23 protein-coding genes and 1 pseudogene are annotated in these 26,400 nt (G+C 46.9%); 9 read left to right on the top strand and 15 right to left on the bottom strand.

The genetic code is table 11. The features are described from left to right. Window positions 1-7: 7 nt before the first annotated feature. Both NYR52_RS00460 and NYR52_RS00455 read right to left on the bottom strand, forming a co-directional pair. Window positions 8-655, bottom strand: coding sequence for a hypothetical protein (locus NYR52_RS00460; protein ID WP_259436098.1), 648 nt, complete (start codon window positions 653-655; stop codon window positions 8-10). Window positions 656-694: 39 nt separating this feature from the next. Then, window positions 695-1,381, bottom strand: coding sequence for an HD domain-containing protein (locus NYR52_RS00455; RefSeq protein ID WP_259436097.1), 687 nt, complete (start codon window positions 1,379-1,381; stop codon window positions 695-697). Window positions 1,382-1,909: 528 nt separating this feature from the next. On the opposite strand from NYR52_RS00455, the gene thrC reads away from it, so the two are divergent. After that, complete coding sequence (gene thrC, locus NYR52_RS00450) at window positions 1,910-2,977, top strand: threonine synthase (protein WP_259436096.1); 1,068 nt, start codon at window positions 1,910-1,912, stop codon at window positions 2,975-2,977. Beyond that, window positions 2,974-3,894 (top strand): homoserine kinase, encoded by a 921-nt coding sequence (gene thrB / locus NYR52_RS00445; RefSeq protein ID WP_259436095.1) that lies wholly within the window; start codon window positions 2,974-2,976, stop codon window positions 3,892-3,894. Before thrC ends, thrB begins: the two co-directional genes overlap by 4 nt. 766 nt (window positions 3,895-4,660) lie before the next feature. Here thrB and NYR52_RS00440 read toward each other — a convergent pair. After that, window positions 4,661-6,523, bottom strand: coding sequence for a clostripain-related cysteine peptidase (locus NYR52_RS00440; RefSeq protein WP_259436094.1), 1,863 nt, complete (start codon window positions 6,521-6,523; stop codon window positions 4,661-4,663). A 265-nt stretch (window positions 6,524-6,788) separates the two neighbouring features. Between NYR52_RS00440 and NYR52_RS00435 the strand changes: the two genes are divergently transcribed. Next, window positions 6,789-7,493, top strand: coding sequence for a response regulator transcription factor (locus NYR52_RS00435; protein WP_022735719.1), 705 nt, complete (start codon window positions 6,789-6,791; stop codon window positions 7,491-7,493). Between the two features lie 47 nt (window positions 7,494-7,540). After that, window positions 7,541-9,547: a sensor histidine kinase gene (locus NYR52_RS00430; RefSeq protein ID WP_259436093.1), complete on the top strand. Its 2,007-nt coding sequence runs from the start codon at window positions 7,541-7,543 to the stop codon at window positions 9,545-9,547. 187 nt (window positions 9,548-9,734) lie between these two features. Here NYR52_RS00430 and NYR52_RS00425 read toward each other — a convergent pair whose 3' ends face one another. The 5 genes from NYR52_RS00425 to NYR52_RS00405 all read right to left on the bottom strand — a co-directional run bounded on the left by NYR52_RS00425 (window position 9,735) and on the right by NYR52_RS00405 (window position 14,180). Further along, window positions 9,735-11,282 (bottom strand): DHA2 family efflux MFS transporter permease subunit, encoded by a 1,548-nt coding sequence (locus NYR52_RS00425; RefSeq protein WP_132221969.1) that lies wholly within the window; start codon window positions 11,280-11,282, stop codon window positions 9,735-9,737. A gap of 32 nt (window positions 11,283-11,314) precedes the next feature. Next, the gene (locus tag NYR52_RS00420; RefSeq protein WP_246026910.1) at window positions 11,315-11,926 is read right to left on the bottom strand and encodes a biotin/lipoyl-containing protein; all 612 of its coding nucleotides are present in this window, start codon (window positions 11,924-11,926) and stop codon (window positions 11,315-11,317) included. 49 nt (window positions 11,927-11,975) lie between these two features. Next, on the bottom strand, window positions 11,976-12,605 hold the full coding sequence (locus NYR52_RS00415; RefSeq protein WP_259436092.1) for an HlyD family efflux transporter periplasmic adaptor subunit: 630 nt from the start codon (window positions 12,603-12,605) through the stop codon (window positions 11,976-11,978). Continuing rightward, window positions 12,602-13,069 (bottom strand): MarR family winged helix-turn-helix transcriptional regulator, encoded by a 468-nt coding sequence (locus NYR52_RS00410; RefSeq protein WP_259436091.1) that lies wholly within the window; start codon window positions 13,067-13,069, stop codon window positions 12,602-12,604. Before NYR52_RS00410 ends, NYR52_RS00415 begins: the two co-directional genes overlap by 4 nt. A gap of 205 nt (window positions 13,070-13,274) precedes the next feature. Beyond that, the gene (locus NYR52_RS00405; RefSeq protein WP_132222064.1) at window positions 13,275-14,180 is read right to left on the bottom strand and encodes a glycerophosphodiester phosphodiesterase; all 906 of its coding nucleotides are present in this window, start codon (window positions 14,178-14,180) and stop codon (window positions 13,275-13,277) included. 296 nt (window positions 14,181-14,476) lie between these two features. Here NYR52_RS00405 and NYR52_RS00400 point away from each other — a divergent pair, with 296 nt between their 5' ends. After that, window positions 14,477-14,686 (top strand): cold-shock protein, encoded by a 210-nt coding sequence (locus NYR52_RS00400; RefSeq protein ID WP_022735726.1) that lies wholly within the window; start codon window positions 14,477-14,479, stop codon window positions 14,684-14,686. A 72-nt stretch (window positions 14,687-14,758) separates the two neighbouring features. Here the strand turns inward: NYR52_RS00400 and NYR52_RS00395 are convergent, their stop codons facing one another. After that, a complete protein-coding gene (locus tag NYR52_RS00395) occupies window positions 14,759-15,247 on the bottom strand; it encodes a CarD family transcriptional regulator (protein WP_375163187.1) in 489 nt (162 codons plus the stop codon). 258 nt (window positions 15,248-15,505) lie between these two features. On the opposite strand from NYR52_RS00395, the gene NYR52_RS00390 reads away from it, so the two are divergent. Next, window positions 15,506-16,090: a hypothetical protein gene (locus NYR52_RS00390; RefSeq protein ID WP_259436090.1), complete on the top strand. Its 585-nt coding sequence runs from the start codon at window positions 15,506-15,508 to the stop codon at window positions 16,088-16,090. A 104-nt stretch (window positions 16,091-16,194) separates the two neighbouring features. Here the strand turns inward: NYR52_RS00390 and NYR52_RS00385 are convergent, their stop codons facing one another. After that, window positions 16,195-17,436: an amidase domain-containing protein gene (locus NYR52_RS00385; protein WP_259436089.1), complete on the bottom strand. Its 1,242-nt coding sequence runs from the start codon at window positions 17,434-17,436 to the stop codon at window positions 16,195-16,197. A gap of 621 nt (window positions 17,437-18,057) precedes the next feature. On the opposite strand from NYR52_RS00385, the gene NYR52_RS00380 reads away from it, so the two are divergent. After that, complete coding sequence (locus NYR52_RS00380; protein WP_259436088.1) at window positions 18,058-21,576, top strand: efflux RND transporter permease subunit; 3,519 nt, start codon at window positions 18,058-18,060, stop codon at window positions 21,574-21,576. Between the two features lie 248 nt (window positions 21,577-21,824). Then, window positions 21,825-22,343, top strand: a complete 519-nt coding sequence (locus NYR52_RS00375; protein WP_259436087.1) for a DUF1036 domain-containing protein — start codon at window positions 21,825-21,827, stop codon at window positions 22,341-22,343. 59 nt (window positions 22,344-22,402) lie between these two features. On the opposite strand, the gene NYR52_RS00370 is transcribed toward NYR52_RS00375, so the two are convergent. The 5 genes and pseudogenes from NYR52_RS00370 to NYR52_RS00350 all read right to left on the bottom strand — a co-directional run bounded on the left by NYR52_RS00370 (window position 22,403) and on the right by NYR52_RS00350 (window position 25,568). Then, window positions 22,403-22,801 carry a DUF1259 domain-containing protein gene (locus NYR52_RS00370; protein ID WP_132221954.1) on the bottom strand — a complete coding sequence of 133 codons (399 nt, stop codon included), beginning with the start codon at window positions 22,799-22,801 and terminating at the stop codon, window positions 22,403-22,405. 14 nt (window positions 22,802-22,815) lie between these two features. Further along, window positions 22,816-23,163, bottom strand: a complete 348-nt coding sequence (locus tag NYR52_RS00365) for a hypothetical protein (protein WP_259436086.1) — start codon at window positions 23,161-23,163, stop codon at window positions 22,816-22,818. Window positions 23,164-23,457: 294 nt separating this feature from the next. After that, window positions 23,458-24,807 (bottom strand): annotated as a pseudogene (locus tag NYR52_RS00360) (IS1182 family transposase); the annotation flags it as partial. Window positions 24,808-24,833: 26 nt separating this feature from the next. Further along, the gene (locus tag NYR52_RS00355; protein WP_259436085.1) at window positions 24,834-25,055 is read right to left on the bottom strand and encodes a hypothetical protein; all 222 of its coding nucleotides are present in this window, start codon (window positions 25,053-25,055) and stop codon (window positions 24,834-24,836) included. A gap of 135 nt (window positions 25,056-25,190) precedes the next feature. After that, entirely contained in the window at window positions 25,191-25,568 is a 378-nt protein-coding gene (locus NYR52_RS00350; RefSeq protein ID WP_259436084.1) for an immunity 22 family protein, read from the bottom strand. A 579-nt stretch (window positions 25,569-26,147) separates the two neighbouring features. Between NYR52_RS00350 and NYR52_RS00345 the strand changes: the two genes are divergently transcribed. Next, the gene (locus NYR52_RS00345) at window positions 26,148-26,387 is read left to right on the top strand and encodes a hypothetical protein (RefSeq protein WP_259436083.1); all 240 of its coding nucleotides are present in this window, start codon (window positions 26,148-26,150) and stop codon (window positions 26,385-26,387) included. Window positions 26,388-26,400: the final 13 nt, after the last annotated feature.

The raw sequence follows: 26,400 nt of genomic DNA, 5'->3' as shown, positions 1-26,400 counted from the left end.
TTGGTTTTTATGAACCAGGCTGTTTTTTTGTCAACAGTTCAATCTCCTCGATCACTTCTGCAAAGGATCGGCCCGTTATCTCATCCTTAATCTGCACCTCTTCTTTTAATGTCACACGGGTGCCATCTGAAAGCTCTACAGTGGACTGGTTGTTTCTGCCGATCATAAGATTTGCCACTCCTCGCCCATCCCGTGCAATCATGAATGGTTGAAAAGCCGGTAAGTAAGTTCCGTCAGCATCGCGCCGGGACAAAAACAATACCATCGATTCGCCAGTCTTGGGTGCGATGTACTTCGGTCTTTTCAGCGCCACCTGCACTTTTTCCCCATCCACACTCAATGTCTCGACATGGCGATAAGGCACGCGCACATAAATGTTATCCGGCGCATCCCCCTTCAATGTATCCCGAACCTCAAACGAAAATACTTTGGTCTGCATGGAAGAACCAGTCGATGGCCGCTCCACCTCGCCTTGATGCACTGCTACCACGATCAGGGCGGCATCCTGAGTCATCTGTTTCAGAGTTTGTGCTACAATCGGTTCCGCCATGATAGTAATTCCCCGCTTCGAGGGACGCAACGCTTCATTCCCCCACCACAGCAACAGCCCGACAGCGCATATGCCTGCACTCCAAAACAAAACCGCTTTTTTCAAGGTGATCCCTCCCGATCGGCCGACGTGCGGCCCGTTTCATCAAACCAAGCCTGATCTTTCGCTCTTCGGCTGAATGAAAGACACTCCGCATTCCAGTTGTAATTCCTCCAAAAACCGTTCCATAAACGCATGGCGCTCTTCAGCCAACTTCCTTCCCGTTTCCGTATTCATCCGGTCTTTCAACAGCAGGAGTTTCTCATAAAAATGGTTGACTGACGTGCTTTGAGCCTGTTTGTATTCCGCGAACGAGGCATGGAGTGTCGGCTGGATCTCCGGATCATACAGGGGTTGTCCCTTGTACCCCCCATAAGCGAAAGCGCGGGCGATCCCAATAGCCCCAATGGCATCCAACCGATCCGCGTCTTGGACAACCATGCCCTCTTTGGTTTTCATCTTCGTTTGAACATGAGCACCTTTAAAAGAGAGATCAGCGATGATCTGCGAAACGTGCCTTACTACTTCCTCATCCACACCTAATCCAGTCAGCCATTCCTCAGCCATACGGGGCCCCACTGTTTCATCTCCACCGTGAAACTTGTGGTCAGCGATATCATGCAACAGTGCCGCCAACTGAACCACCAACATGTCCGCCTGTTCCGCCTTTCCCAACCGGATCGCATTTTTCCACACCCGTTCAATATGAAACCAATCATGGCTTCCCTCTTGTTGCCGCAGTGTTTCCTTCACATAGTCAACCGTTTTTTCAATGATTGCGTCCGACTCCATGTTCCCTGCCCCCCAGCCGAAGGTTTTGTTCTTTAAAGAATAAATTCATCCACAAACAACATAACTTTATCCCCAGCTCAATCAACATATCCACATACTTATCCACATTATCCACAATATATTGTGCCCAGTTTACACCCTAATGTGGAATCACTCACTAAACCATCCCTATTTTCCCAGTAAAAACCCTAATTCTGCCTGTTCAATCAATAAGCCTTTATTCCATTTCTATTCCGCATACTTCTAATTACTAACAGATATTTATCCCTTTCCTCATATGACTCCTTTCAACCAGTCTAAGTTGCACTCCTTCCCCGCTTATTTGTAACACGTTCCCAAATATAAAAAGCTGCTTATCCTATCCCCAAACGCAACAACAACACAACAAATCTTTATCAAAAAATATCTTGAAGAAGTATGCAAGCAAAGGTAAAATGTTCGCAACGAATGAACATATGTATTTTCTAGAAGAACATTGTCACATCGCCCATGTCAACCAGATCACAATCAAAAAAGGGGATCGATGCAATGAGACAAGGAATCTTGGAAAAATACCGTCCGTTTTTGCCAGTCACAGAGCAGACGCCCGCTTTGACTTTATATGAAGGGGAAACCCCGCTTTATCACGCGGCCCGACTCTCCCAGGAGCTCGGTGTTCAACTGTACCTTAAATTTGAAGGGGCCAATCCCACCGGTTCGTTTAAAGACCGCGGCATGGTTCTGGCCATAGCCAAGGCCAAAGAAGAAGGGAGTCAGGCAGTCATGTGCGCCTCTACCGGCAACACATCCGCTTCGGCCGCTGCCTATGCCGCTAAGTTGGGGCTTGACTGTTACGTTGTGGTTCCCCATCAACATATTGCCTTAGGGAAACTATCCCAAGCTGTCATGTACGGAGCCAAAGTGTTGGCGATGGAAGGAAATTTTGATCAGGCGTTGGAGCTTGTGCGCGAAATTACTGATGAATATCCCATCACCTTGGTGAATTCGATCAACCCTTATCGCATCGAAGGGCAAAAAACGGCTGCTTTTGAAGTGTGCGACCAACTGGGACAAGCTCCGGACATCTTGGCCATCCCGGTTGGCAACGCCGGCAACATCACCGCATACTGGAAAGGCTTTAACGAATACGCCCAAGCGCGTCGCATCCAACATCTGCCTATCATGTGGGGCTTTGAAGCCGAAGGTTCCGCCGCGATCGTGCGTGGAGTGCCGATTGAAGATCCGGAAACCATCGCTACCGCCATCCGTATCGGCAATCCCGCCAGCTGGCAAACAGCCGTGGCCGCCGCAACAGAATCCAAAGGATTGATCGGCAGTGTGACAGATGAGGAAATCTTGGACGCCTACCGTATGATCGCCCGCATGGAGGGAGTGTTTTGCGAACCGGCTTCCGCCGCCTCCGTTGCCGGGGTGATAAAACAACACCGTCAAGACTGCTTGCCCGCTGGATCTACCGTTGTATGCGTCTTGACCGGAAATGGATTGAAAGATCCTACCACCGCCTTGGAATCACTCGATGTCAAACTGGAAGTCATCCCCTGTAGCAAAGAAGCGATTCTTCAGCATGTCGTCATGGAGAGGGGTCTTACGCGATGATGTCGTTCGCTCCTTTTGAAGTATCTGTTCCTTGTAGCACCGCCAATCTAGGTCCCGGGTTCGACTCAGTCGGGTTGGCGTTTAATCGTTATCTGCGTTTGCGTTTTTCGCCTGCCACCCACTTACACATTCGTGTCGTCTCCGGAGCAGGAAAGGATATTCCCCTGGATGAGAACAACCTGGTCATCAACGTGATGAAACAGGCATTTGCGGAAGCCCAGACAGAACTTCCCCCCTTCACATTGGAGATCGAAAACGAAATCCCTTTGGCACGGGGACTCGGCAGTAGCGCGGCAGCCATCGTCGGCGCTTACCTGGCCGCCAACCGGATGTTAGGTGAAAAGTGGTCCAAACAGGAGTTGTTACAACGCGCCATACGGTGGGAGGGGCATCCCGACAATGTGGGGGCCTCCCTTTACGGTGGAATGGTGGTCGGCACCTGGGACGAAGAACAGGCTCACATCCTCCCTTGCCCTCCCCCTGATTTGCCGTTTTTAGCCGTCATCCCGCAACAAATGCTCTTCACCGAACAGGCTCGCCGCGTGTTGCCTGCGTCCTATTCCAAAGAAGATGCCATCCTATCAAGTAGCCGGGCCAATCTGCTGGTAGCCGCCTTGTTACAAAAACGATGGGAATTCCTTTCCGTAGCGATGAATGATTTGTTTCATCAGCCTTATCGGCTTCCGCTCGTGCCTGGATTGCAAGAAGCGATTGCAGAAGCACGGCATCACGGGGCGTATGGCGTGGCCTTGAGCGGTGCCGGGCCAACACTCTTGGCCGCCTGCGAAAACGTCCAACAAGCGGCATCCTACTTCCGGCGCTTATATGAAAAACTGGGCATCGCAATCGACCTCGTCGAGCTGTCTCCGTGCCTTTCCGGTGCCCAGGCGCGGCAACTTGATCAGACACCTTTTTAACCACATAGCGGCATTGCCGCCCAACAACCCTCACTACACACATCTAAATCATGACGCCACGGATACTTAACATCCGTGGCTTTTTCAACATCCTGCTTTGATAAGGAAAAATACACACTTTAAGAAATGAATTTCCATCACTTCTATAAAGCACCTTGGATAAAATATGCTATTTAATAATAAAATTAATTTTTAAATACATCACGAACTTCAACTGAATACCCACCCTGAGGCGAACTCACCACCTGAGAAAATCTCATCTGAATTATCTCTACAAAAACCATATAAATTAAGAACGTTACCCGCTTCATATCGCTCGCGATGGGTTCGTCTCCAACTTGATCTCCCCATTTTGATGACAAAACTATCAACTTAAAATATGAAAAGTATACTATTTGATAAAATAACTAAATAATATGTATATTTTTATGATTGTTATTTGGTGTTTTATTGTGCTTATTAACCCTGAAAAACGAGCAAATGAGGATGAAAGGTGCCGAAAATAATACATTGATACCTTAATAAGGTAAATTAAACAGGAAATATCCCTCCATATTTTGGGTGGCAGAAATAAAGGCAACACCCGGTTTTATCCCCTAAGTATCAAGGGATAGATGGGGCAACGTGCCATGGGCGAGGGATAAATAGGCTTGGACCGATTACTTAATGTAAAGTCAATTGGGCCACTACCCAAATCACGCGATGATCACTTATAACCATATAAAAAGCTCCCTGGGTTATCAGGGAGCTTATCTCCATCGCTCACTTATTTGATTGGCGTCAGATCGGACAAAACTGATTGTTGCGTGTAATCAGTGAGATAAAACCCGTAGGCGTATCTCCCTTTGGGCAATGGCTTGGTCTCCACCTGCAAACCTTGCGACACAACAAATGTTTTGCCTGCCACCATTTTGGTTTGGGCTGTCTTCTTATCATATTCTAGATACATGAGGGTCAACTTGTCTCCTGATTGGATGGGGGTCAAATTGCGGTCGGCCACGCCTGTTTCCGCGTCAATGCCGCGCCATCCACCCAACACTTCATATGATTGTCCCGATTGGTTAAACAGAACAATCAGCTCCATGTCCTCATCGTTCAATTCGGCCGGAATCGCATAAATGACATAGTTTCCTTGTTTATTCAACTCTTTCATGGGCACATACTCCCCACCCAGCGTAGGCCAAGCATTCGCCCAGCGCCCACGGATGGTTCCTGATTTGTCATCCAACCCAACTTGATCTCCCTGGATCCCCAAAAGGCGCACTTTGTCTTTTGCACCTGACACCGCTAGGCTCAGCACACCCTGCACATCCACAATGGAAGTGGCTTGCTCTTGGTTTACTTTTACTTCCACTGTGGGCCCATACCCGGCCGGAGACACCTCTTTCTTAGCCCGCGGGGTGGCGCTGTTGAATTTGATACCACTCTTCTTTTTCAACAAGTGGTTGATGTAAGAGCCTAAGAACGTCTCATAAGTGGGATTGATGTCATATTTGTCATATATATTCAGATTGCGTTTGAAATGTGTCTTGTCTTTGGACGGAAAATAGATGGAAATGCCTTTAGCTTTGGCATTTCCCGGACTGTTGAGGTTATGCTTCACCGCATTCTTGATAGCCTTGGCCACCGCAGCCGATTGTTTCGGATACCGCGCGGACAAATTAGCCGCCAGATCGGCCAAGTCAGCCATATCAGAACTGCCCTCTCCTCCCACATCCCCATAGTCCTCAGTGATGTAACGTTGCTTTGCGATCCATTTCACTTGCTCCACTTTCCCAACATCTGCATTCATCGCTTTTACCAAGTCTCTGAACGCAGTGACCACCGGGTTTAGCTTGGCCAAATCAACCACTGATAAAGTGATATCTTCCACCGTCTCTTCTGCTTGCGCCTGCTTTTTAAAGCCGTCCAAGATCACTTTTCCCAATCGGTCCCCAGTGATGGCACCATTTTTTGCAATGGCATTAACAATGGGAGTATAGTTCCAACCATGGCCCGGTTCCAACTCTTCAGAAGCAACCAAATATTTTCCATACGGCTGTAGCAATTGACCGATTTCCAAGCTGGCCATCAGGCAAGCATCAAATCCGATCAAGTCAAATTGGACATTTGTTTTTTTGCGGGCGGTCTCAAATGCCTGTCGCAATTCGTTCAGCCTCAGCGCGTTGTAATTGTGCAATTCATCCGCACCATACCCCTGCACCGCTCCTGAACCGTGGTTCCAAAAGACGATGGCGTACTTTTTAGCTGGATAATTTTTTACCGTCCATGTAATAAAATCGCTCAATGTGCTCGATTTCCCCATGTCCCGATTTTCCAATTTCTTTAAGAGTTGAAGCTTCCCTTTGTTGACTAACCAACGTTGATTGTATTTATTGCTGATCCCCTTTTGTCTCCATTGGTTGGAACCTCCGGTTTCTACGATCACGTTAGTTTTTTGTGTCGATCCGACTTTCATCATTTCCTGCAGATCTTTGCTTGCAAAACCGCTACCACTTTCCAAGTCAGACCCCACCATGTACACCATCAGGGTGTAGTCATCCTTTCCCGCTGCATACGTTTGTTGCGGCACAGGCGATAACGCGGTTGAAATCAAGATCAAGCTCAATGCCCAGCCGATAAACTGCACTAGGCTTCCCTCCCATATCTATCTAAATGTGGGCAGTTTGCCCTCCTTGCGTAACCAACCCATTATATTCATTACATATTACAAAACTTTTTCTAATGCTTATAGAAACTGTTGTATAAAAAGGGAAACATACCATTAATGATTGAATATCCGATTCTGCTCCGGTACCATGAGGAAAGAAACAAACTTTAATGACTCGGCAAACCCCTTTGTCCAATTTTCTGAAATTAATTGACCGATCACGGTTTACAGGAGGTGGAAACAAATGGCGACCATATTGATAGTGGAAGACGAAAGCGATTTGTCCCATCTGATCGCCCGGCATTTGCATCTGGATATGCATGACACCCTCATTGCCTCCGATGGTCAAGCGGGAATGGAGTTGTGGCAGAAGAAACAGCCTGATTTAGTGATTTTGGATTGGAACCTGCCTGATATGGAAGGAGTGGAAATCTGCCGGAAAATGCGTGAGTCTTCGGTCGTTCCCGTGATCATGCTCACCGCGCGGGGACATGAAATGGAGCGAATTTGGGGACTGGATGTCGGAGCGGATGATTATATGACAAAACCGTTTAGCATGGGGGAACTACGGGCAAGGGTGCGGTCTTTATTGCGGCGGATGGCCATGATGCACCAGCCAGGAACCTCTCCTATTCATACGCCGCAGAAATTGGACTATGGGTTCATCCAACTTGATCCGGAAAAAAGAGAAGTATCCATCGATCAACGTCTGCTTGATCTCACTCCTAAAGAATACGAGCTCCTCTACCTTTTCCTCAAGCATCCAGGACGTGTGTTCAGCCGCAAGTACTTGTTGGAGAAAGTGTGGGACATTACATATGAGGGATTCGACCGCACCGTCGACACGCACATTTCTCGTCTGCGAAGCAAATTGAAACCTTACTCTGCTTCATTACAAACTGTATGGGGAACCGGGTATAAATTCGTTGCCGACAAAAACGATTCTTGATCCAAGGAATGACCAGAGACGCAAACAGCCCGAAGGGAGGGAACCCTTTGCAGCCGAGAGGATTTAAAACAGCCACGGTCAAGCGCACGCTGATCGAAGCTTTTTGCCCTTTTATTTTGCTATATCTCATTTTAATCATATGGAATATCGATACGCTGAACGAATTAGCTATTGTCTATGTACTGACCTTCATACCTGAATTATGGATGAGCATGTGGCCTGCTTACCGCCTGCGGAGCGGGGGCAGAGGGCTGGACGGCGCGCGGAAATGGTTGAACTTCCTCTTGCCCTACTTGGGGATTGTCATCGTCACCGAATGGATCATGGAACAGCTGTTGGCCCGCTCCTCCATCTACCGGCAATACTCCGAGTTGCTCTACCAAAACCAGGAGCCGCTTGAAGATATTCTATTTGTGTTGTTTTTAGCATTTGCTATGTTTCTTACATTTCGACTCTTATTCCTGTTGCTCAATCGGCTGTGGCAATGGGCTTCCAACCGCTTAGTCAGACAGATGACATTGTCTCACATTTCGTTATTCTTGTTTCTGGTCATCCTGTTGATCTGCGTGGTTTTGTTCTACATCCTTTCTTTTTTCATTCCACAAGTGGTCCGCGGCGAGCAAGAAACGGAAAAAATGGCAACCATGGCAGCACCCATGATGAGTTCAACTCGCTTAATCGCCCAACTCCCCGAGTGGATCAAACACGTTCCGGAAACCGCTTGGGATCAGGTGATCTTCAAGTACACCACGTACAAACTGGAACGGCACTGGCGAATTTACGACAGGCAAGGCCGATTGTTAGCCTCAAACTGCCACCACAAACCATCCAAAGAACCGGCAGTTCCGCCTGTTTCCGATGAAGAAAAGAAATTTGTGAAACAAATTGTGCGCAAAGGGAAGATGGACAGCATTCCCATCAAAAGCGGGAGCATACATATGACCGGAGCACCCGTGCGCGGCGATAAAGGAACCGTCGTCGGCGTGGTGTGCCAAATCATTAAGTTTGATGATTTCTTTTATGTGGACACAGTAGTATTGGTCATGTCTCTCTTTTTATTGCTCTCTATTCCATTGATCTTGTTGACGATCGGCGTCGCTTTTCTGCTTGCGCTGCCCTTCGCCTATCTGCGTGCCAAACCGCTTACACTCCGCATCGGCGAGGTGGCGTTGGCGGCACACGCTTGGTCTACTGGCAAATTATCAGCCCGGATCAAAGACCAACAACAAGACGAATTAGGCGTGTTAAGCCAGCAACTTAATCAAGTGGCCGCCAGCCTGGAAGAAACGACGAACCATTTGGCAAAAGAGAAACGGCAAGTGGAAAATTTATTGATGGGGAAACGGGAATTTGTAGCTGATGTCTCCCATGAATTGCGGAATCCTATTGCCATCCTGCTCGGCTACTTGGAGCTACTGGATCAGCAACCGGAAGGGAATGAGCCGGTGGACATCGCCCTGTTGAAACGGGAAACCATTCGCCTAAAACAATTAATTGATGAACTGTTTTCTGCTGCGATTCAAGATGACAAACAATCACTGGAATCAACGTTGGAGATCGAAACGTGCGAGATTCCGCCTCTCTTAAAGCAATTGCACGCCGGATTTTCCCGTATCGCTTGGCAAAAAAAGAAAATCGCTATGGAATTGGATCTGGGACCAAATCTTCCACCGATCCAAGCCGATGCCAAGATTCTGGAACAAATCCTGCAAAACCTGTTGCGCAACGCTTTGCGCCACACCCCAGAAGGAGCGATGATCATGCTGTCCTGCCAGACAAACGGCACCGAATTGACAATTGAAGTGATCGATACAGGAAGCGGAATCCCCGAGGAAGATCTCCCTTACATCTTTGAGCGGTATTACAGGGGAAAATCCGGGCGCCACTCACAAGGCGCCGGACTAGGCCTCGCATTGGTCAAAAACATGGTGGAAGCCATGGGGGGTCGAGTGAAAGCGGAAAGCCGCGTGGGGGAGGGGACCGTGATCCGACTCATCTTTCCATTGAAACCGGCAAATGAAGAGGATGTAAACACACAAGCCCCCATCCAATAAACGGGTAGGTTTCTTGATTTATGCACATTTTTATAAGCTTTTGTATAACATTTGTAACAAGTTTTATATAAAATTCGTTTGTCTAGAACAGATTCACCCAGACACCTCAGTCAGCCTCTCTTACTGAGACCGCATTTTGTAAATGCGGTCTTTCTCTTTATCCGCCGCTTACCTTTCTCTGATGTGACTATGTTGTCTTGTGCTGATCTTTCCGTACATCCCTCATAAAAAAGCTCAAAATCATTCCAATCAGAGCAAATCCAGTTGCCCACCAAAAAGCGTCGTTGATTCCCATGACCGCCGCCATCTGGTTGGCTTTCCCCACCAAAAGCGAGGCGACTGTTTCCTGAGCATTAGCGATCGGCAAACCTGTCGCGCTAGCCACTTCACTCGCCTTATCATAAAAAGCCTGGCTGAACACCGGATCCATCCCATTCATTTGCTCGCCCAACTTGCCCAAGTGGAAATGGGTGCGCATCGAGAAAATGGTGGTCATCACACTGATCCCCATCGAACCGGCTATTTGCCGAAATGTATTGGACATCGCCGTTCCGTGACTGTTCAACTGTGGTGGCAACTGATTCAATCCGGCAGTCATGATCGTCATCATCAACAATGACATCCCAAACGAACGCACCATGTTGAGAATCAAAATAAAGGTATAACTCGTCTGCAACGTCAAATGGGTAAATTCATAGGTGGTGACTGTGGTGATGAACAGTCCCAACACCGCCAGGGGCCGTGGTCCAATCTTATCAAACATCGATCCCGAAATAGGGGACATAACACCCATGATGATCGCCCCCGGCAACATGAGCAGGCCGGATTCCAGGGGTGTGAATCCGCGTAGATTCTGGAGATAGATCGGCAACAGAAACATCCCTGCGAACATCGCGATCGTGACAATCACACTGATCACCGTAGACAACGTGAACATATCGTATGTGAACACGCGAAAGTCAAGCATAGGTGTTGAGGATTTCAATTGGAACACCACAAACAAAAAGATCGAAAAAGCCCCCACCGCCAGCGATCCCACCACCAGCGGATGATCCCAATCCTTGGTACCGGCTTCGCTCAACCCATACAGCAACAAACCAAATCCGAGTGAAGAGGTAAGCGTTCCCCACAAATCGAAACGCGGTTTTTCCCGCTTGCGGGGATCACGCAACATGAAGGCCGCCAACACAATTACCAGCGTCCCTAATGGCACCATGCCATTAAACAAAATGCGCCAACTGTAGTGTTCAATCACCCAACCGGACAATGTGGGGCCCACCGCGGGGGCGAACATCATCCCCAGACCAAAAATCCCCATGCCTTTCCCCCGTGCTTCGGGAGGAAAGACAGACAAGATAATCACCATGACCAGCGGCATCAAAATCCCACCGCCCACGGCTTGGATCAAACGCCCTAACAACATGGTCGAAAAGTTGGGGGCAATCCCGCACAACAGCGCACCTCCAGTGAAAAACACCATGGCTGCCAAAAACAGGACGCGAACTCCAAAGCGCTCAATCAAATACGCGGACAAGGGAACCAAAATCCCATTGACCAACATATATCCGGTTAACAACCATTGCGCCGTCGTCGCTTCTACATGAAACTCATTGATCAAATGCGGGATCGCCACATTGAGCAGGGTTTGGTTCAACACTGCCAAAAACATCCCCAACATTAACACCGACAACAAAGGGATATGTTGGGCAATTCCTGATTTATTTTTGTCTTCCATCGTTTCCCTCCTTTCTGCACCGTTTGGCCATATCACTTATGAATACGAATCGTCGCACTCAGGCCTGGAACCAACGAATCCGGATACCGCTCCATCTCGATCTTCACCGGAATTCGCTGTACCACTTTGGTGTAGTCACCACTGGCCGATTGTTGCGGCATCAAAGAAAACAGCGAATTGGTCGCTTTCCCAATTTGCACGACTTTCCCGTCGATTTCCGTTTCCTTTTCTGCATCGACTACAATATCTACTTCTTGCCCAATCTGTATATCTTTGATCTCTGTTTCTTCAATATTGGCTTGAATATACAGTTGACCCAAATCAACGACTTGAGCCATCACTTGACCTGGGGCTACCATTTGTCCATCGATTCCTTTACTTTGCACAATCGTGCCTGCAATCGGAGAAACAATCTCCGTCGCCCGATTCCCTACCATTACATTGCCTAGCACTTGTCCTTTTGTGACTTGCTCTCCTTCTTTCCCTTTCCAATTCGCAAGTACGCCACTGGTCGGAGCTGCTACCGATACAATATCTCCCGCTACCCGAGCGTCTTCAGTGTCAATGAAATGGGTGGCGTTATAATAATAGTTGTATCCACCAATGCCCAATGCCACGATCACAATGAAGATTACGGCATTCAATAATAATAATCTCCCGGTTTTCAATCTGTTCACCTTCCGTTTGTAATATTTAAGAGCGCTCCAGCTTGATGCTGGCATTCACGCCTGGAATCAATTTCATTGCCACGGCTTGATCCACCGTGATTTTAACCGGCACGTACTGAACGGTTTTTCCTTCGGTTTGCTCTGATCTACCGGCCGAATCGTCGCCAGCCTTTTTGCCTATTTCTGCGACACGGCCGGTCATTGTTTGCCCTCTATCAGAGGCTAATTTGATCTCCACGGATTGCCCTAGGCGGATGTCAGTCACATCTTTTTCATCCACATAGGCCAACACATGGGTTTGGGACAAATCTGCCACCACTGCCAGGGGACGGCCAGCTGGCACCACTTGCCCCGGCACAGCATGCGCCAGCAACACCACACCAGAAATGGGTGAGGTGATAGGAGTGGCAGCAACGCCCGGTTGGGTCGCTTCTTGCATGCCCAGCCGGGCACCGCGCTCCACCCGGTCCCCAGTGTGAACCGTCCACTCCGTCAGCTTGCCAACCGCCGGCGGCACCACGGGAACGGTATCCGTCCACACTTGCGCACGATCGGTAATCACATACCGCGCTTGCTGTTGAAAGTAATACCCCCCGCCGCCAAACGCCACAAGCACAAAAGTCCATATAACCAAATGGATCGTCAGGCGTTTCATCTCACTGTTACTCCCTTGTCTATGGTTTTGCTTAGTATCTTCACAAACCGACTCAATTTCTCAGTCAACAGGAAGATATCATCCAACTCCGCATGAGGCCACATCTGACGCAACATTTGGACCTCCCTTTCCTCCAGCGCTTCTAAGCACTTTAGGCAAGCCGGGCTCAAATGAACCCGTACCACCCGCCGGTCTTTTTGATCCCGCTCGCGACACAACAATCCCCTATCCTCCAACCGGTCAACAATTTCACTAAGTGAGCTGTTGGGCATATCCAACCTTCGACTCACTTGGCCCAATGGCTGGGGACCATCTCGCTTCAACAGATGAATGATCTTCGCTTGCAACATGGTGAGGCCCATCTCTTTATATTGGCATTGCAATATCTGGTGATAAAGATAAAGGCCATCTCGATACAGTTGCACCAGTCTTAGCAGGTGCTCCCCGATCTTGCCATCGTCCATCGGTTTCCACCCTCTAAATAATCATTAGGCTTATTAATACTTCGTCTCACGAATGATTTATATACTAAAATAGATTACTGCTATTTTCAAGAATAAAATGCGAACAAATTTTTACATTTGGAAACCATCCCTCCCTCCATCAAAAAAAACCGCCATAACGGCGGTTTAATCCTGTAGTGGAGTGGCCCGGAAGCTTTATTGGACTTTAGTCTTTCTGCTCTTCGCATAACACCTGATGTAGGCGGTCTGGATAGTTGGTGAACATGCCCGTGACGCCCCAACGAATCAATTTCTTCATTTCCGAAGGTTCATTCACTGTATATGGATGGATTTCCAAACCGGCCTGCCGCACCTTGCTAACGTAGGCTTGGTCAATTTTGTCGTAGTTTGGCCCCACGCCTACCGCGTACCGTTTGATGTTTTTAATCTCTTCATCCGTGATTTGCGCCGTGCCCGCCGTTTCGTACCAGAGCAATTGAACCAGCGGAATTCGCGGATTGAGCTGATGCACTTTCAACAGGCTTTCCTGACTAAACGACTGAATAATCACCTTGTTCGTACGCCCGCGCCCGTTTATGAGTCCTGTCTGTTTAAGCACTCGGAGCAACTCCTCTTCCATTCCTGGATATACTTCTGGCGCTTTTGTTTCAATATAATACCGTGCGTTGCGGCCAAACCGATGAATCACTTCCTCCAAAGTAGGCACTTTCAATCCAACATAGGCAGGATTGGCCAAGGCGGGGTATTTTTCATTGAACCAAGATCCCGCATCCAGCTTTTTAATTTCCGCCAGCGTCATATCCTTAACCCAGCCGGTGCCGTTGGTAGTGCGATCCACCGTTTCATCATGCATCGCAATGAGATGGCCGTCCTTGGTCATCTGCAAGTCAATTTCAATATAATCGCCTCTCATTTTCTGGCCCAAGGCATATGCGGGAATCGTATGTTCCGGAGCATACCCGGATGCTCCCCGATGCGCAATGTTTAAGATTGAATCCGACGGATTGGGCTTCTTTGTCATGGCTTGCCCCTCCAAAGGGAGTGCGCTGATCAGGCCGACTGTCAACACTGCAATGACACCGCATTTCAGCCATCGTTTCACTTTGCTCATCTCCTTTTCGCATCCCGGGGTAACCCCCGTTCTCTCTTCCCATTGTCCATCATCCCGACTTTCATCAGGAAAATTACGTATTTGATTTTTGTAAACATTTTATATAAAAAGACCGAATATTCCGTTTTATGTACCCAAACCAATTGTCTAACCAAGGTAACGCTGTAGATTGGTAATAATTCTCGGGTTAATCGCTTTTCATCAGGAGATACTTATATTAAACATGCGATGATGGAAAGACCCTAAGACATGTAGATTTCATCGTCCGCATGATTGTTTTTGGGAGGGTTATTCATATGGGTAAAACAACTGGCACAGTAAAATGGTTTAATGCTGAAAAGGGATATGGGTTCATCGAGGTTCCCGGAAATGATGATGTTTTCGTGCATTATTCCGCAATCGAGGGAGAAGGGTTCAAAACATTAGATGAAGGCCAGCGCGTCAGCTTCAACATCGTCGAAAACGACCAAGGACGGATGCAAGCTGCCAACGTAGAAAAATTATAAAAAATTCCCCCTTCTCATCCATGGTTCAAAGCTGTTGGCGTTTTAGCTAACAGCTTTCCCCATCAGCCTTGATCAACAGCTGACCATTTGATCCAACAAGTCATTAGCTTCATCTTCAGTAATCCCCTTCACCAACATCATCTCGCTGATGAAGATTTGCCTTGCTTGATCCAATACTGCTTTTTCACCGCGGCTCAATGTTTTGGTCAGACTGCGGGAAGCCAATTCGCAAATTACTTCCACCCCGTCATGAATGTTGCCCGTTTTAATTTTATCCAGGAACACACGATGCCGATGATTCCACTGGGTGGATGGGTCGGAATCCGGTTTTGCTGCATTGCGCAAAATATCATCCAGTTCGCATGCATCGACAACAGCTCGGATACCCAATTCCTCTGCTTTCTCCACCGGAATCATCACTTGCATGCTTCCTGTCGTGATTTTGAGCACGTAGTAATTTTGCTTCACACCTAAAATCTCTTTTTCTTCAATTGCTTCAATCACACCTGCGCCATGCATCGGATACATGATTTTGTCACCAACCTGAAACAATGCAACCACCCCCAATTCAACGCTATGATTAATCATAGCACATCTGAGGATCGATTACAAATAAATATAATATTTTACTACGATGATTAGATATCAGTCAATAATATATACCATTTTGTTTGTTAATCGTCAAATGACAGCAAAATTCCCCTTTTTTGACCACTGATAAGATAACGATATTGTTAAACATAAGCAACATGATTGGAATAGCGGTGTAATTATGCTACCATGTGGTGGCGTAGAGACCATCTGAAGGAGCTTGTTCGCATGGACAATCATTCAAGAAAGCGCAGTCATTTGCTGTCGCCCCATCGCAAACCCATCAAGCACACCCTTTTGGAAAGCCATTATATAGAGAAACAAAAAGAAGACCCCGCCACAAAAAGGCAGAATCCTCGTACAACTCAGTTTGTTTTAATAGCGGTCTGTTCCTTGTCCCTTGTCGGTGTCGTTTGTTGGATCATCCTCCTCCAGGACAAACGGACTTCCGCCGCTTCTTACCAAGCGTCACCCTCTCCAACAGGGATGTTTATTTCTCGGAGCAAACCGAACATCGCAATAGAGCTTGACGAACAGCAATCATCCAAACCACATACGTTAGTAGCTATTGCTGGCAATGCCAACAACCAGCCTCAGCAACAGTCGACAACGGCGGACACTCCCCTACCCTCTGCTGACAATACACCGGATGGGCCCTCGGCATCTACAACACCTGACACACCGACGGAGCTGCCCAATCCGCAGGAACCATCCACGCCGACCACGCCCCAGCCAGACGATCCGCCACCTGCCGGAGACAATCCCCCTGCTTGCCGGCCTTCTATTTGGAATTTGTTCCGGTGCAGAGACTGACACACATCACAACCTAAAAACGATCGGTCCTGTAAATCAGGACCGATCGTCATATAGTTGAACATCTATTTCAAGACTATCTCGCAACATTAATATCTTGTCATTTATTTCAAATTTGCCGTGCTCATCTTCCAAGCATACACATCATACCCGGCTCTCAGCCAAGGAGACAGAGGAGCATCTTTTTTATCGCTGGTATGCTGGGTGATATAGACTTCCCACATGTCGACTTTCGTGACAATAGCAGAATGCTCGATGTCGCCGTCATGGTCAAAGTCGACATTCACCACATCCCCCACCGACAAGTCTTTCCAACTCTTCACCTCTTGTGCTCTCTCTTTAAAATGCTTGTAGAAGCTGTTGGCTACTCCCCAAGCGTATGAAGGTTTTGTATCGCTGTAATACCAATACGTGCCGTTTCTCCTCTCCTCAATGCCGCCTGCTTTGATCGCTTGTGACACAAAATTGGTGCAGTCTGCCCAGCAATCATAACAACCGCCGCTCACTCGGGAATAATAATTGTATTGTTCATTATTACGCTTGTTCCACCATTGGTAAGCATAATCCCTAGCCTTGATAGGATCGTACTGGTTACCGGATTTTGGGTCTTGCGGTGCTGGCTGATCAGGTTGCCCTGGTTTAGGCTCTTGCGGCACCGGTTTGTCAGGCTGTTCTTCTTTGGGTTGTTGTGGTCCCGGAAATTCCAGGCCACCTTGTCCTGGCTTGTCTTTCGATGGCGGAGGCCCTTGCAACTTTTGCCCCGGCTTAATGGGAGTCACAGCGTCTAACAATGCCTTGTCTTCTTGGGTCAGCGGCACACCCATGTTGACCTTTTCCTTCATTTGCTTAATGATTTCATTCTTTTTGCTATTCTCATAGGCGTCCACTTTTTTAGCATAGTCAATCACCGCTTTCGCTTCGTCCGGGGTGAGAGACTGGATATTCGTGGCTGCCGCCACTACCATCTCGCGGAACTTGCTGTTGTTTACGTCCGGTTTCACATTGACTTTATGCTGTTTAGCCACACGGTCGATGGCTGCCAACGCTTTTTGCTCAGCCGACGGCTTTTGTTTGATCGATTTCTGGTAATAGTTCACTTTCTCCAAATGCTTTAGGTCTTCCTTGTTTGGTTTGGTCTTTTGGCTCACGGGTGCGCTTTTCTTGGCCACCTCTTGCGAAGCCGTTTCCACTACATCTACTGGGCTCAACTCGGATTCATTCGACTGGGTGGTTTTAGCCACTGGTTGTTTATTGGTCTCCTGGCCCTGTTGCGCATCAGTCGATGAACATCCGCTGGCGATCAATGCAAGAATCATAATGGAAGAAATCATGATTCTGTTCTTCACGGTGTTCCCTTCCTTCTAAGGTGTGATAAAATCATAACTTTAGAATATGATATGTTGCGCTATGATAGGGAGTTGTTTTCAAAATTGTTTTCGAATGTTTTTACTTTTTTAGAAAAAGATTTAGGAAATAGATATTGACAAATTCATTTCTCCAATATGGGAAACGGCAGATGTGGCGCCCCTTCGGCCCCAACCGGAAAGCTTCCTTTCAAAAGTGTAAGATGACTGTAATATTAAATAATGATTCTCCTAGTCTGTTCATGTTAATCTAAAATACAAAAGGAATAAAACCCTTTTTATAAAGCAAGCTTACCGAAACAACTCTCTTTCGGCAAGGTGGTATTTTTGTAAAATACAACAAAATGGGCAAATTTATAAACCGGACGGTTTGATATGGTCAGATTGGTGGTATGAGAGTATATACCTTTTGCCATTATCCGCCGGTTTGGTCCACCCCACCTCAATGCAATCCACGGTGATCCCCTCCCACCGGTAGCAAGTCCCTTTTCCAACATAAAAATTTCCCTCCAATCAACGCAAATGGGCCATGTGACCGTTTGCGCACATACCTGCTTAATCTTAAAGAGGCTACTGGCCGTTCAACATAAAGGAGAGAATGATGTGCGTATTGTGGATGGACTGACCCAGTTTTCGTTACGCAACGCAGCCATGGTTTTTTTGCTGGTTGTTCTCATCACCGCCGGCGGAGTCTATACTGCAACTCAATTAAAAATGGAGTCAATGCCCGACATTGATATCCCGGTCATCGCTGCTGTCACCGGCTATCCCGGCGCATCCCCGCAAGAAGTGGATGAAAAGGTGACCAAGCCGATTGAGCAAGCTTTGCAGGATCTGGAAGGTGTCAAAAAAGTCACTTCCATGTCTTCTGACAGTGTGTCCATGGTTGCGGTCGAATACGGTTTTCACACCGATTTGAATCAAGCCAAACAAGAGATGCAGAACGCCATCGAACAGACACGCCTGCCCAAAGAAACGACTCCGACCAGCTTTAATCGCTTTGGCTTTAACTCCAAACCGTTCATGATTTTGAGCGTCACCAGCAAAACCCAATCGATCACCGAATTGGAACAATGGGTCAAACAAACCATGACACCGGCCCTCAAACGCATTAAAGAGGTTGGTAAAGCGGAAATCCAGGGGCAAAGCTCCAAAGCGGTCTATGTCCGCTTAAAGCAAGACCAACTCAAAAAGTACAATTTGTCCGTGCAACAAGTGCAACAAGCATTGCAGGGGAACAACGTGACCATTCCCGTCGGCGATGTGCATGCGGAAGACGTCATCCGCCCTGTGCAAATAGACCAGAAAATCACTTCCGTGGAACAATTGAAAAACCTGCGCATCCCCCTATATCCCAATCCACAGGAAAACCTCCAGAAATCAATGAAGCAAATCGATCAAGGGTTTCAGGGATTGGGGCAATCAGTCGGACAATTGGGCCAAGGATTAGGGCAAGTGGGCCAAGGCCTGGGACTGCTTCAGGCTCAAATGCAACTGATGCAAGCCGCCCAACAGTTGCAAGCCAAATTATTGGCTGATCAACTGGCGTTAAACGCCGCCCAGCTCTGGCTTAAACAACATCCTGAAGACGAGAAGGCCAAAGCCACCGTCGCCACATTGAAGCCAAAAGTCGACGCGGAGACCAAAACGCTGGAAAAAATGAACGACAAGCTGAAGCAACTGCAAAACCGCATGCCAAAACCTGAACAGAACGCGGGCAAACTTCAGCCGGGCAAAGGACAGGCCACTCCTGCTCAGACGGCCGCTCCATCCCAATCACAAAGTCTCAAAACCATCAAGCTTTCACAAATTGCCAACGTGACGGAATCAATTGAAGATGCACCGCTGATCACGCGTGTCAACGGAAAACCCTCCGTCAACATCGAATTGCTTAAAAACCCTGATGGGAACATCGTCGATGCGGCTAACAAGGTGAAAGAAAAAACTGCCTCTCTCATGAAACAACACCCCGGTTTGGCGATCTCCGTCTTACTCGACCAATCGGCGATGGTCAAGCTTTCGATTCACACCATTATTCGCGAGGGTCTCTTGGGAGCCTTGTTTGCCATGCTTGTGATTTTGTTGTTTCTACGCAACCTGCGTACTGTGGTGATCTCCATCGTCTCCATTCCACTGTCCGTTATGGCGACATTGATTTTCCTGGATCAAGCGGATCTCACACTAAACGTGATGACTCTGGGGGGACTCGCTGTCGCCATCGGCAGGATCGTGGATGATAGTCTGGTCGTCATCGAAAACATTCACCGCCATCGATTGCAGTCAAACGGAGAGACCGTCTCTCTCATCCAAACGGCGACCAAAGAAGTGGCCTCAGCCATCACCTCGTCGACATTTACCACTGTCATCGTCTTTATACCGCTGGGGTTCATCGATGGCGTGGTCGGCAAGCTGTTCACCCCCTTCGCTTTGACCATTGTCTTCTCTCTCTTGTGTTCGTTGGTGGTTTCCATCACGGTTGTGCCGCTGATGGCCAAATATCTGCTCAAAGGAGAGAAGCGATCGCGCCGACGCCGAAAAAAAAGCCAAGTGGTACTGTTCTACCAAGCGAGTCTGGATTGGGCCTTCCAGCATAAAGCCATCATCCTCATCTCCGCTGCTGCTTTGCTTGCAGGCAGCTTGTGCTTGATCCCCGTTGTGGGCACCAGCTTCATTCCGGCAGATCAAAACCGAACCTTGCAAGTGAATCTGACATTGCCTCCTGGCACATCCCTGTCCGCAACCAACCAGAAGGCCAAAGAGATTGAAAGCCAGCTAAAGTCGCATCCCGAAGTGCAAATGGTGTCAGCTTCGATCGGCAATTTAAACAGTCCGATGGCGGGAGATACCAACCACATCTCCATGCTCGTCAACCTCCGGCCTGACACAGACACAAGCGCGATGGCCGAACGCATCCGACATAGGCTTCAGCGGCACAAAGGAAACGCCGAGCTTCAAGTGCTGGAACTAAAAAGCCTTGGCCCCTCTACCAATCAGATCACCAGTGTAGTGAAAGGGGAGCGAATCTCTGACATCCAAGCCGTGGCAGCTGAATTAACCCAACGTATGAAACAGATGAAAGGGTTAACCAATGTTTCCAATAATCTCAGCGAACAAAAAAAATTGTTGAACGTGGATATTGACCAACAAAAGGCTTCCAGCGAGGGGTTGACCGCCAGCCAAGTGGCGATGTCTGTGCGCGCCTTGCTAAAAGCGGACAAAGTGAACGAAATCACACAAGGCAACCAGTCGTTGGAAATTCGGTTGGGCCTTGAAAAACCACAAATCAATCTCGTACAGAAGTTGAAAGATCTACAATTGTTAAGCCCATCCGGCAGAATGGTTAAGCTCGGTTCCATCGCCACTGTCAAAGAAATCGATGGCCCTCTCAAAATCCAAAAAGAAAACGGCCAACAGTACGCCACCATCTCCGGAGATGCTGTCACGCAAGACACCGGTGCCCTCTCCGCAGAGTTGCGCAACATCATCAGCGAAATAAAATTGCCGCCCGGAGTGGAAGTGACCATTGGCGGTGACGCCCAACAAATGAGTGATAGCTTCCAACAGATCGGCATCGCCATCGCTGGCGCGACCCTTCTTGTTTATTTGGTCATGCTGGCCACCTTTAAGGAAGCGACAACCCCGTTCACTATCCTTTTCTCCCTTCCGTTCGCGGTGATCGGCGGATTGGTCGGCTTATGGATCGCCGGCTTGCCTATCAGTGTCGCCTCTCTGATCGGCGCCTTGATGCTAATCGGAATTGTTGTTACCAATGCCATCGTGTTGCTTGACCGGGTTCATCAACAGATGGCAGACGGCTTGGAACTGGAAGACGCGTTGTTGGAAGCCGCAGGCACTCGCTTGCGCCCAATCATGATGACGGCTTGCGCCACCGTGTTTGCCTTGATTCCGGCCGGATTGGGAATTGGCGAAGGGAATGCGATCACCCAAGGCTTGTCCGTTGTGGTCATTGGAGGGCTGATCTCCTCCACTCTGCTCACGCTGTACATCGTTCCCATCATGTACTTGTTGCTTTCAAAGATCGGACGGCGCAACCCAGCCAAGCAAAACCGATCACTACACTCAAGCCTGCCCAGTGCGCAGCCGATGAACACAACCTCATAATGTGCAGGCAAATGAAGAACTTCAACGCAAAAGGAGCTTCCGACAACGGACAGCTCCTTTTTTTCATGCATATGGACACGTTTGAGGAGGCGAGAACATCTTTCCCCGATGAGTGCTACTGGAGGAAAACCGGGCTCCCGCCATTTCTTTTGTTAATCAAGCCTCTCGCGGGTGAGCCGTCCAATACCCCTTTTCATCTGGTTCATATAATGATCTGAGTGCTGAAATCATGACAAAGGAGTGAGACGATGGGTCTTTTATTTCGCAACAGCACCAACTCAACCGTATATGTAGCCTACGCCTATCAAAATTCAGACTGCCGGCCCGTCACCTATGCGAAGATTGGCTGGTTCCGGTTGGACCCGGGACAACTCAGAGAAGTGTGGAGCGGATACGCCGGGGGCCGCACCTTCTTTTACTACGCTGAGAGTGACAGGCTGGTGTGGTCAGGTCCATACTTCACCCAAGTCCCCTTTCAAGCTTTCCATTGGTGTTGGAACGTAGGGTGCACCACCTGCCGAAATGTAGGGATGAACCGGGTCGATGTCGGCAATTTTGTCTTCAACCACACGGTAAACCTGCTCGGAGTCAGCAGTAGTCAACGTAAATCATCGGAGAATGTAACGATCGCCTTGCCCACAAGCCCAACAAACAAAAAGCCCGTGCCGCGGCAAATGCCCAAAACCATGCCTAAGAAACTGAGAAAGGGCCGCCCCGTATTAAGAAACCGTGTCACTTTTCCGCTGAAAGCCCGCAGACAAACTTAATGTCGGATCAGGTTGATTGCAATAAAAGGGTTCCGCAGTCGCGGAACCCTTAATCATTCCTATTTTTCCAGCACTCGGAACGCTTCTCTTACCTTTCTCGCGAAATCGAGCGGGCGATCAACCGATTCCCAGTGGATATACATCAAGCGCGGATCGTCAAATAACCAATGGTTGTGCACTGCCGTCACGATAAGACCCCGTTTGCGAAGCTCACTAATGAACGGATTGATCTCTCTCTGCAAGATGACCGTCTCCCCCAAGTTTAACGCCCTTCCTCTATTGTCCAGCCCTTCAAAGGAAAAGAGCGCCGCAATAGCCAATGGGGATCGCGTCCGACGCCCCAAAATCGTGGGTGACAAATTGCGCAAACGGGTGACCACGCAAACCCCGTTTACAATCTCCCCCGTCCCTCCCAGAATTTTAGCAAACCGATCGCATAATGTTTTACTGCGTTTCATAACGATTCCTCCTTTCAATCTAAATCCATCTCACTGTATGCCAGCGAAAACCAGGAAGAAACGGCAAGAAACCAAACGCCACCCGATTTCTGTAAAATGAAAAAGGGCTCCGTAATCGCGGAGCCCTTTTTAACCAAAGGTAATGCTTCTACTTTCTCTTTAACTAAGTCCTCTAAAACACCTAACGCCCTAGGCCAGCGTCTCCAAAACCATTTTCTCATTCGCTTCACTTGTGCATCGGCGCTCCTCGAGAAAAGGTTTTTCCGCCGCTTCTTTCCCACCAACTTGATTTGCCTGACACACCCTAGTTGAAAAGATTGGAAATCCTCATTAAGTAAGCTCTGTAATTGCCAAACTTTCATGGTATCCCTTTAACCAAATTAATGTTAAACATTAATAAATTAACATTCCGAATCCCAAACTTCGATAAACTTAAATCCACTCAGGTTATGAGACTCTACTACTTTTTTAAATGTATCAGATACAAAAACCATCCACATTAAACTCTCATCCAGATATACACGAAAGATATTCTCTGAGAATGTTGACAAACCCTGCGAATCAACTTTGTTGATCGCAGGGTTTTTGTATATAAAAGGGATATAAACAATTAATGGATGAATATCAACCCATATAAACTTAAAACCACCTCCCTTACCTGCTCTCGAAAGCAGCATAGCCAACTTTTTTATGTTTTGAGCCACAGCAGTTAGGAGGCATTGCTCTTGAATTTTTGCAAGCCCCCTGTAGCGTGCGTATCGAAGACCATGAAGTTCCTTCGCGTCAGCGAAGCTACGTTCAATCGTTTCTTTTCGACGCTTATATAAAGTTTTTCCACGTGGGCTCAAGCGATTTTGTCTAACCCACTCTTTTGCATCTTCCCATACATGACGTGTTAGGATTTTTGTGTGGTTCTTTGACTTTGTGCAATTCTTAAGAAAAGGACATTGCTTACAAATCTCGGGATTGGATTTGTACTGTCTGTATCCTTCACGGTTGGTCGTTCGATATGTAAGTTGATGCTTTGCTGGACAAAGATATACATCTTGCTCAGGAATATACTTAAATCTCCATTTCGGAAAGAGGTCTTTATCTGGTCGAAAACTCCGATGTGCAATAACCGTAAAGATTCCTTGTCCTCTCAATTCACGACAAATAGGCATAGTTAAATAACCAGAATCCAGAGCAACAGCTTTCACCGAAAAGCCGAAGCGGCTTTTCTGACGATTTAACCTTTCTAAATAAGGAACTGAATCATGGACATTTCCTGGTGTAACAAATACATCTGTAATGAAGTTATGTAAACCATCGACAGTACGATGATCGAGATAGAAAAAGCCTTCGGGTTTTCCATCTCGAACCATATAACCACTATCTGGATCGGTCGTACTTACACGAATTTCTTTCGTTTCAACCTTTATGGGCTTTTTTTTTAAAGGCTTCTTTCCGTGCTCTTCTCGATCTTGCTCAATTGCTTGTTCTAAATCATCCATATATCCTTTGGGAGTAACTTTAACTAATTGTTTTTTGAACTTTCCTTTATTGGCATTGGCTTTAAGAAAAGTGGAGTCACTAAAAAGCTCTTTTCCTTGAATAAATCCATGTTGGATCGCCTGAATGACAATTTCATCAAATATTTCCTGATAAATAGTGGAGCTTTGGAACCGTCTTCGACGGTTTTGACTGAAAGTAGATGCATGTGGGACTGGGTCGGTTAGAGATAACCCTACAAACCAACGGTAAGCGATGTTAACTTTAATCTCCTCAATGAGTCGGCGTTCGGAACGAATGCCGAACAAATATCCAATGAGTAGCATTTTAAATAACATAATTGGGTCAAGACATGGACGCCCATTATCTTGGCAGTATAATTCTTTACATTTCTCAGCAATGAAGGAGAAGTCGATCGTTTCATTAATTTTCCGTAACAAGTGATCTCGTGGAACTAATTCTTCTATGTTAACTAGTTCTGGTTGATGTTCTTTACTCGGATTTGTTCTAAACATAGAAAAAACTCCTTATAGAGTGTTTTTTATTGATTCGACAAAAAAGGCTGCTGACCCTGCCTTTCAAGGCAGTTTGTCAGCAGCCTCAAGATATTCTCTCTTTCCACTTTTTCTTTTACAAATGCATATTTTTCAAATTCCAAGCGTAATCCTGTAGATAATTTTTTAATAACTGCTCGATCATAATCAATAGCATCAATTGCATTTGTAACATGGATAGCAAAAAAATTTCTTTCAGGATGAGCCAATGGCAATACTTCTGCTTTATCCTGTAAAAAGTGTTGAGTAACATATAATGCCCCGGGGCATCTAAGTGATAACATAAAGTTAGCTAGGATTCTTTCTAGAGCTCAAAAAAAAGCACCACCTCTAGCTCGTTTTTACTATTTGTATTGTACAGTCCCCAAAAACTTAAACTGATTTGCTTTATCTACCTTTCCATCGTATTGAAAATCATAAAGCAAAATGACTGAGTTCACTTCTTGATCTAAACGTTCACCACAAATATTAATAAATTCCGGAACTATCTCCTCACTATAAGAAAAGCCTTCAAGCAAAAAACGTAAGTCATTCGATGATTGGCTGTAAAATTCAACTTCTCTAAAGTCCTCATTATAGTATTCAATACCAAAGTCCTTTTCAAATTTGGAAGGTATTGAATCTCCGTCTTCTGTATAGCTAACAAAAAAATATTTTTGAAGTTCCTCATAAGAATTTGAGTTACCAATAAACAATGATACAAATCCTTTTTTCTCCATCATGCTCTCTCCTTAGCTTTTACGGCCTAAGTCCCCTTGGTAATGATTGAGCCCCTCCCTCTAACCTATAATTAGCCCAGTTTTGGAGCCGTCTCTTGAATATATTATAATCCGTTGAAGAATCAATAATCTCTAATAATTCATTATGAGCCCTTGTAGATCCTTTTCTGCCATGTGCTCCTTGTGGATTAAAAAAATTTACATCTCCTATTGTTGTTCATAATTCTTTAATTACGCCCCACCGTTTAAATGGCCATCACTTGGTTTAACAATACAACACCACAGGCGATTATGATGAGATATTCCATTGTTGGCGACCCTTTACGACTCTGTAGAACCTTGGCCATTCTACTTAAGAATCTTTTCAAAAAGCGACCTTTCAAATGATGATTTGTGTACTATCCCATTGTATGTCAACCGGAAATAGCGAATAACTATGACGAAAATGGTAACGCAGATTTAGATATCGATTATACTAATCATGGGAATCCCAAACAACATTCCAAAGTACCACATCGCCATGATTGGACATGGAAAGCTCTCCCGTGGACCCTGTTACTGATTAGAGTTGGAGTGAATCATGTGGAACTGACTTATAAAAAACTGATTGATTACTTAAATATGGGTAGAGAAGTTGAGTTTACCTACAAGGGTGAACAATACTCCATTACGGTAACACCAGATGGTTTTTCATTTTGTAAATCTAATAGTGATCAGTCGGAAAATTTCCAAACGCTATCGAACCTATTAGATCAAATAAGAATAGATGGTCAACGTTTAGAGGAGATATGGTCTGACGTCCAAGTGGATGTCGTGTATTAATTATCGAGCCTAG

Origin of the sequence: Laceyella sacchari, assembly GCF_024927925.1 — a bacterium.
Taxonomy (GTDB): domain Bacteria; phylum Bacillota; class Bacilli; order Thermoactinomycetales; family Thermoactinomycetaceae; genus Laceyella; species Laceyella sacchari.
The sequence above is the reverse complement of the archived record's forward strand: the minus strand, read 5'-3'. Positions and strand labels throughout refer to the sequence as shown.

What these genes read in the sequence shown, in the direction of transcription:
- NYR52_RS00455 (WP_259436097.1), bottom strand. Translation starts at nt 1,381, where the DNA reads ATGGAGTCGGACGCAATCATTGAAAAAACGGTTGACTATGTGAAGGAA.
- thrC (WP_259436096.1), top strand. Translation starts at nt 1,910, where the DNA reads ATGAGACAAGGAATCTTGGAAAAATACCGTCCGTTTTTGCCAGTCACA.
- thrB (WP_259436095.1), top strand. Translation starts at nt 2,974, where the DNA reads ATGATGTCGTTCGCTCCTTTTGAAGTATCTGTTCCTTGTAGCACCGCC.
- NYR52_RS00435 (WP_022735719.1), top strand. Translation starts at nt 6,789, where the DNA reads ATGGCGACCATATTGATAGTGGAAGACGAAAGCGATTTGTCCCATCTG.
- NYR52_RS00425 (WP_132221969.1), bottom strand. Translation starts at nt 11,282, where the DNA reads ATGGAAGACAAAAATAAATCAGGAATTGCCCAACATATCCCTTTGTTG.
- NYR52_RS00415 (WP_259436092.1), bottom strand. Translation starts at nt 12,605, where the DNA reads ATGAAACGCCTGACGATCCATTTGGTTATATGGACTTTTGTGCTTGTG.
- NYR52_RS00410 (WP_259436091.1), bottom strand. Translation starts at nt 13,069, where the DNA reads ATGGACGATGGCAAGATCGGGGAGCACCTGCTAAGACTGGTGCAACTG.
- NYR52_RS00405 (WP_132222064.1), bottom strand. Translation starts at nt 14,180, where the DNA reads ATGAGCAAAGTGAAACGATGGCTGAAATGCGGTGTCATTGCAGTGTTG.
- NYR52_RS00400 (WP_022735726.1), top strand. Translation starts at nt 14,477, where the DNA reads ATGGGTAAAACAACTGGCACAGTAAAATGGTTTAATGCTGAAAAGGGA.
- NYR52_RS00390 (WP_259436090.1), top strand. Translation starts at nt 15,506, where the DNA reads ATGGACAATCATTCAAGAAAGCGCAGTCATTTGCTGTCGCCCCATCGC.
- NYR52_RS00375 (WP_259436087.1), top strand. Translation starts at nt 21,825, where the DNA reads ATGGGTCTTTTATTTCGCAACAGCACCAACTCAACCGTATATGTAGCC.
- NYR52_RS00370 (WP_132221954.1), bottom strand. Translation starts at nt 22,801, where the DNA reads ATGAAACGCAGTAAAACATTATGCGATCGGTTTGCTAAAATTCTGGGA.
- NYR52_RS00365 (WP_259436086.1), bottom strand. Translation starts at nt 23,163, where the DNA reads ATGAAAGTTTGGCAATTACAGAGCTTACTTAATGAGGATTTCCAATCT.
- NYR52_RS00350 (WP_259436084.1), bottom strand. Translation starts at nt 25,568, where the DNA reads ATGATGGAGAAAAAAGGATTTGTATCATTGTTTATTGGTAACTCAAAT.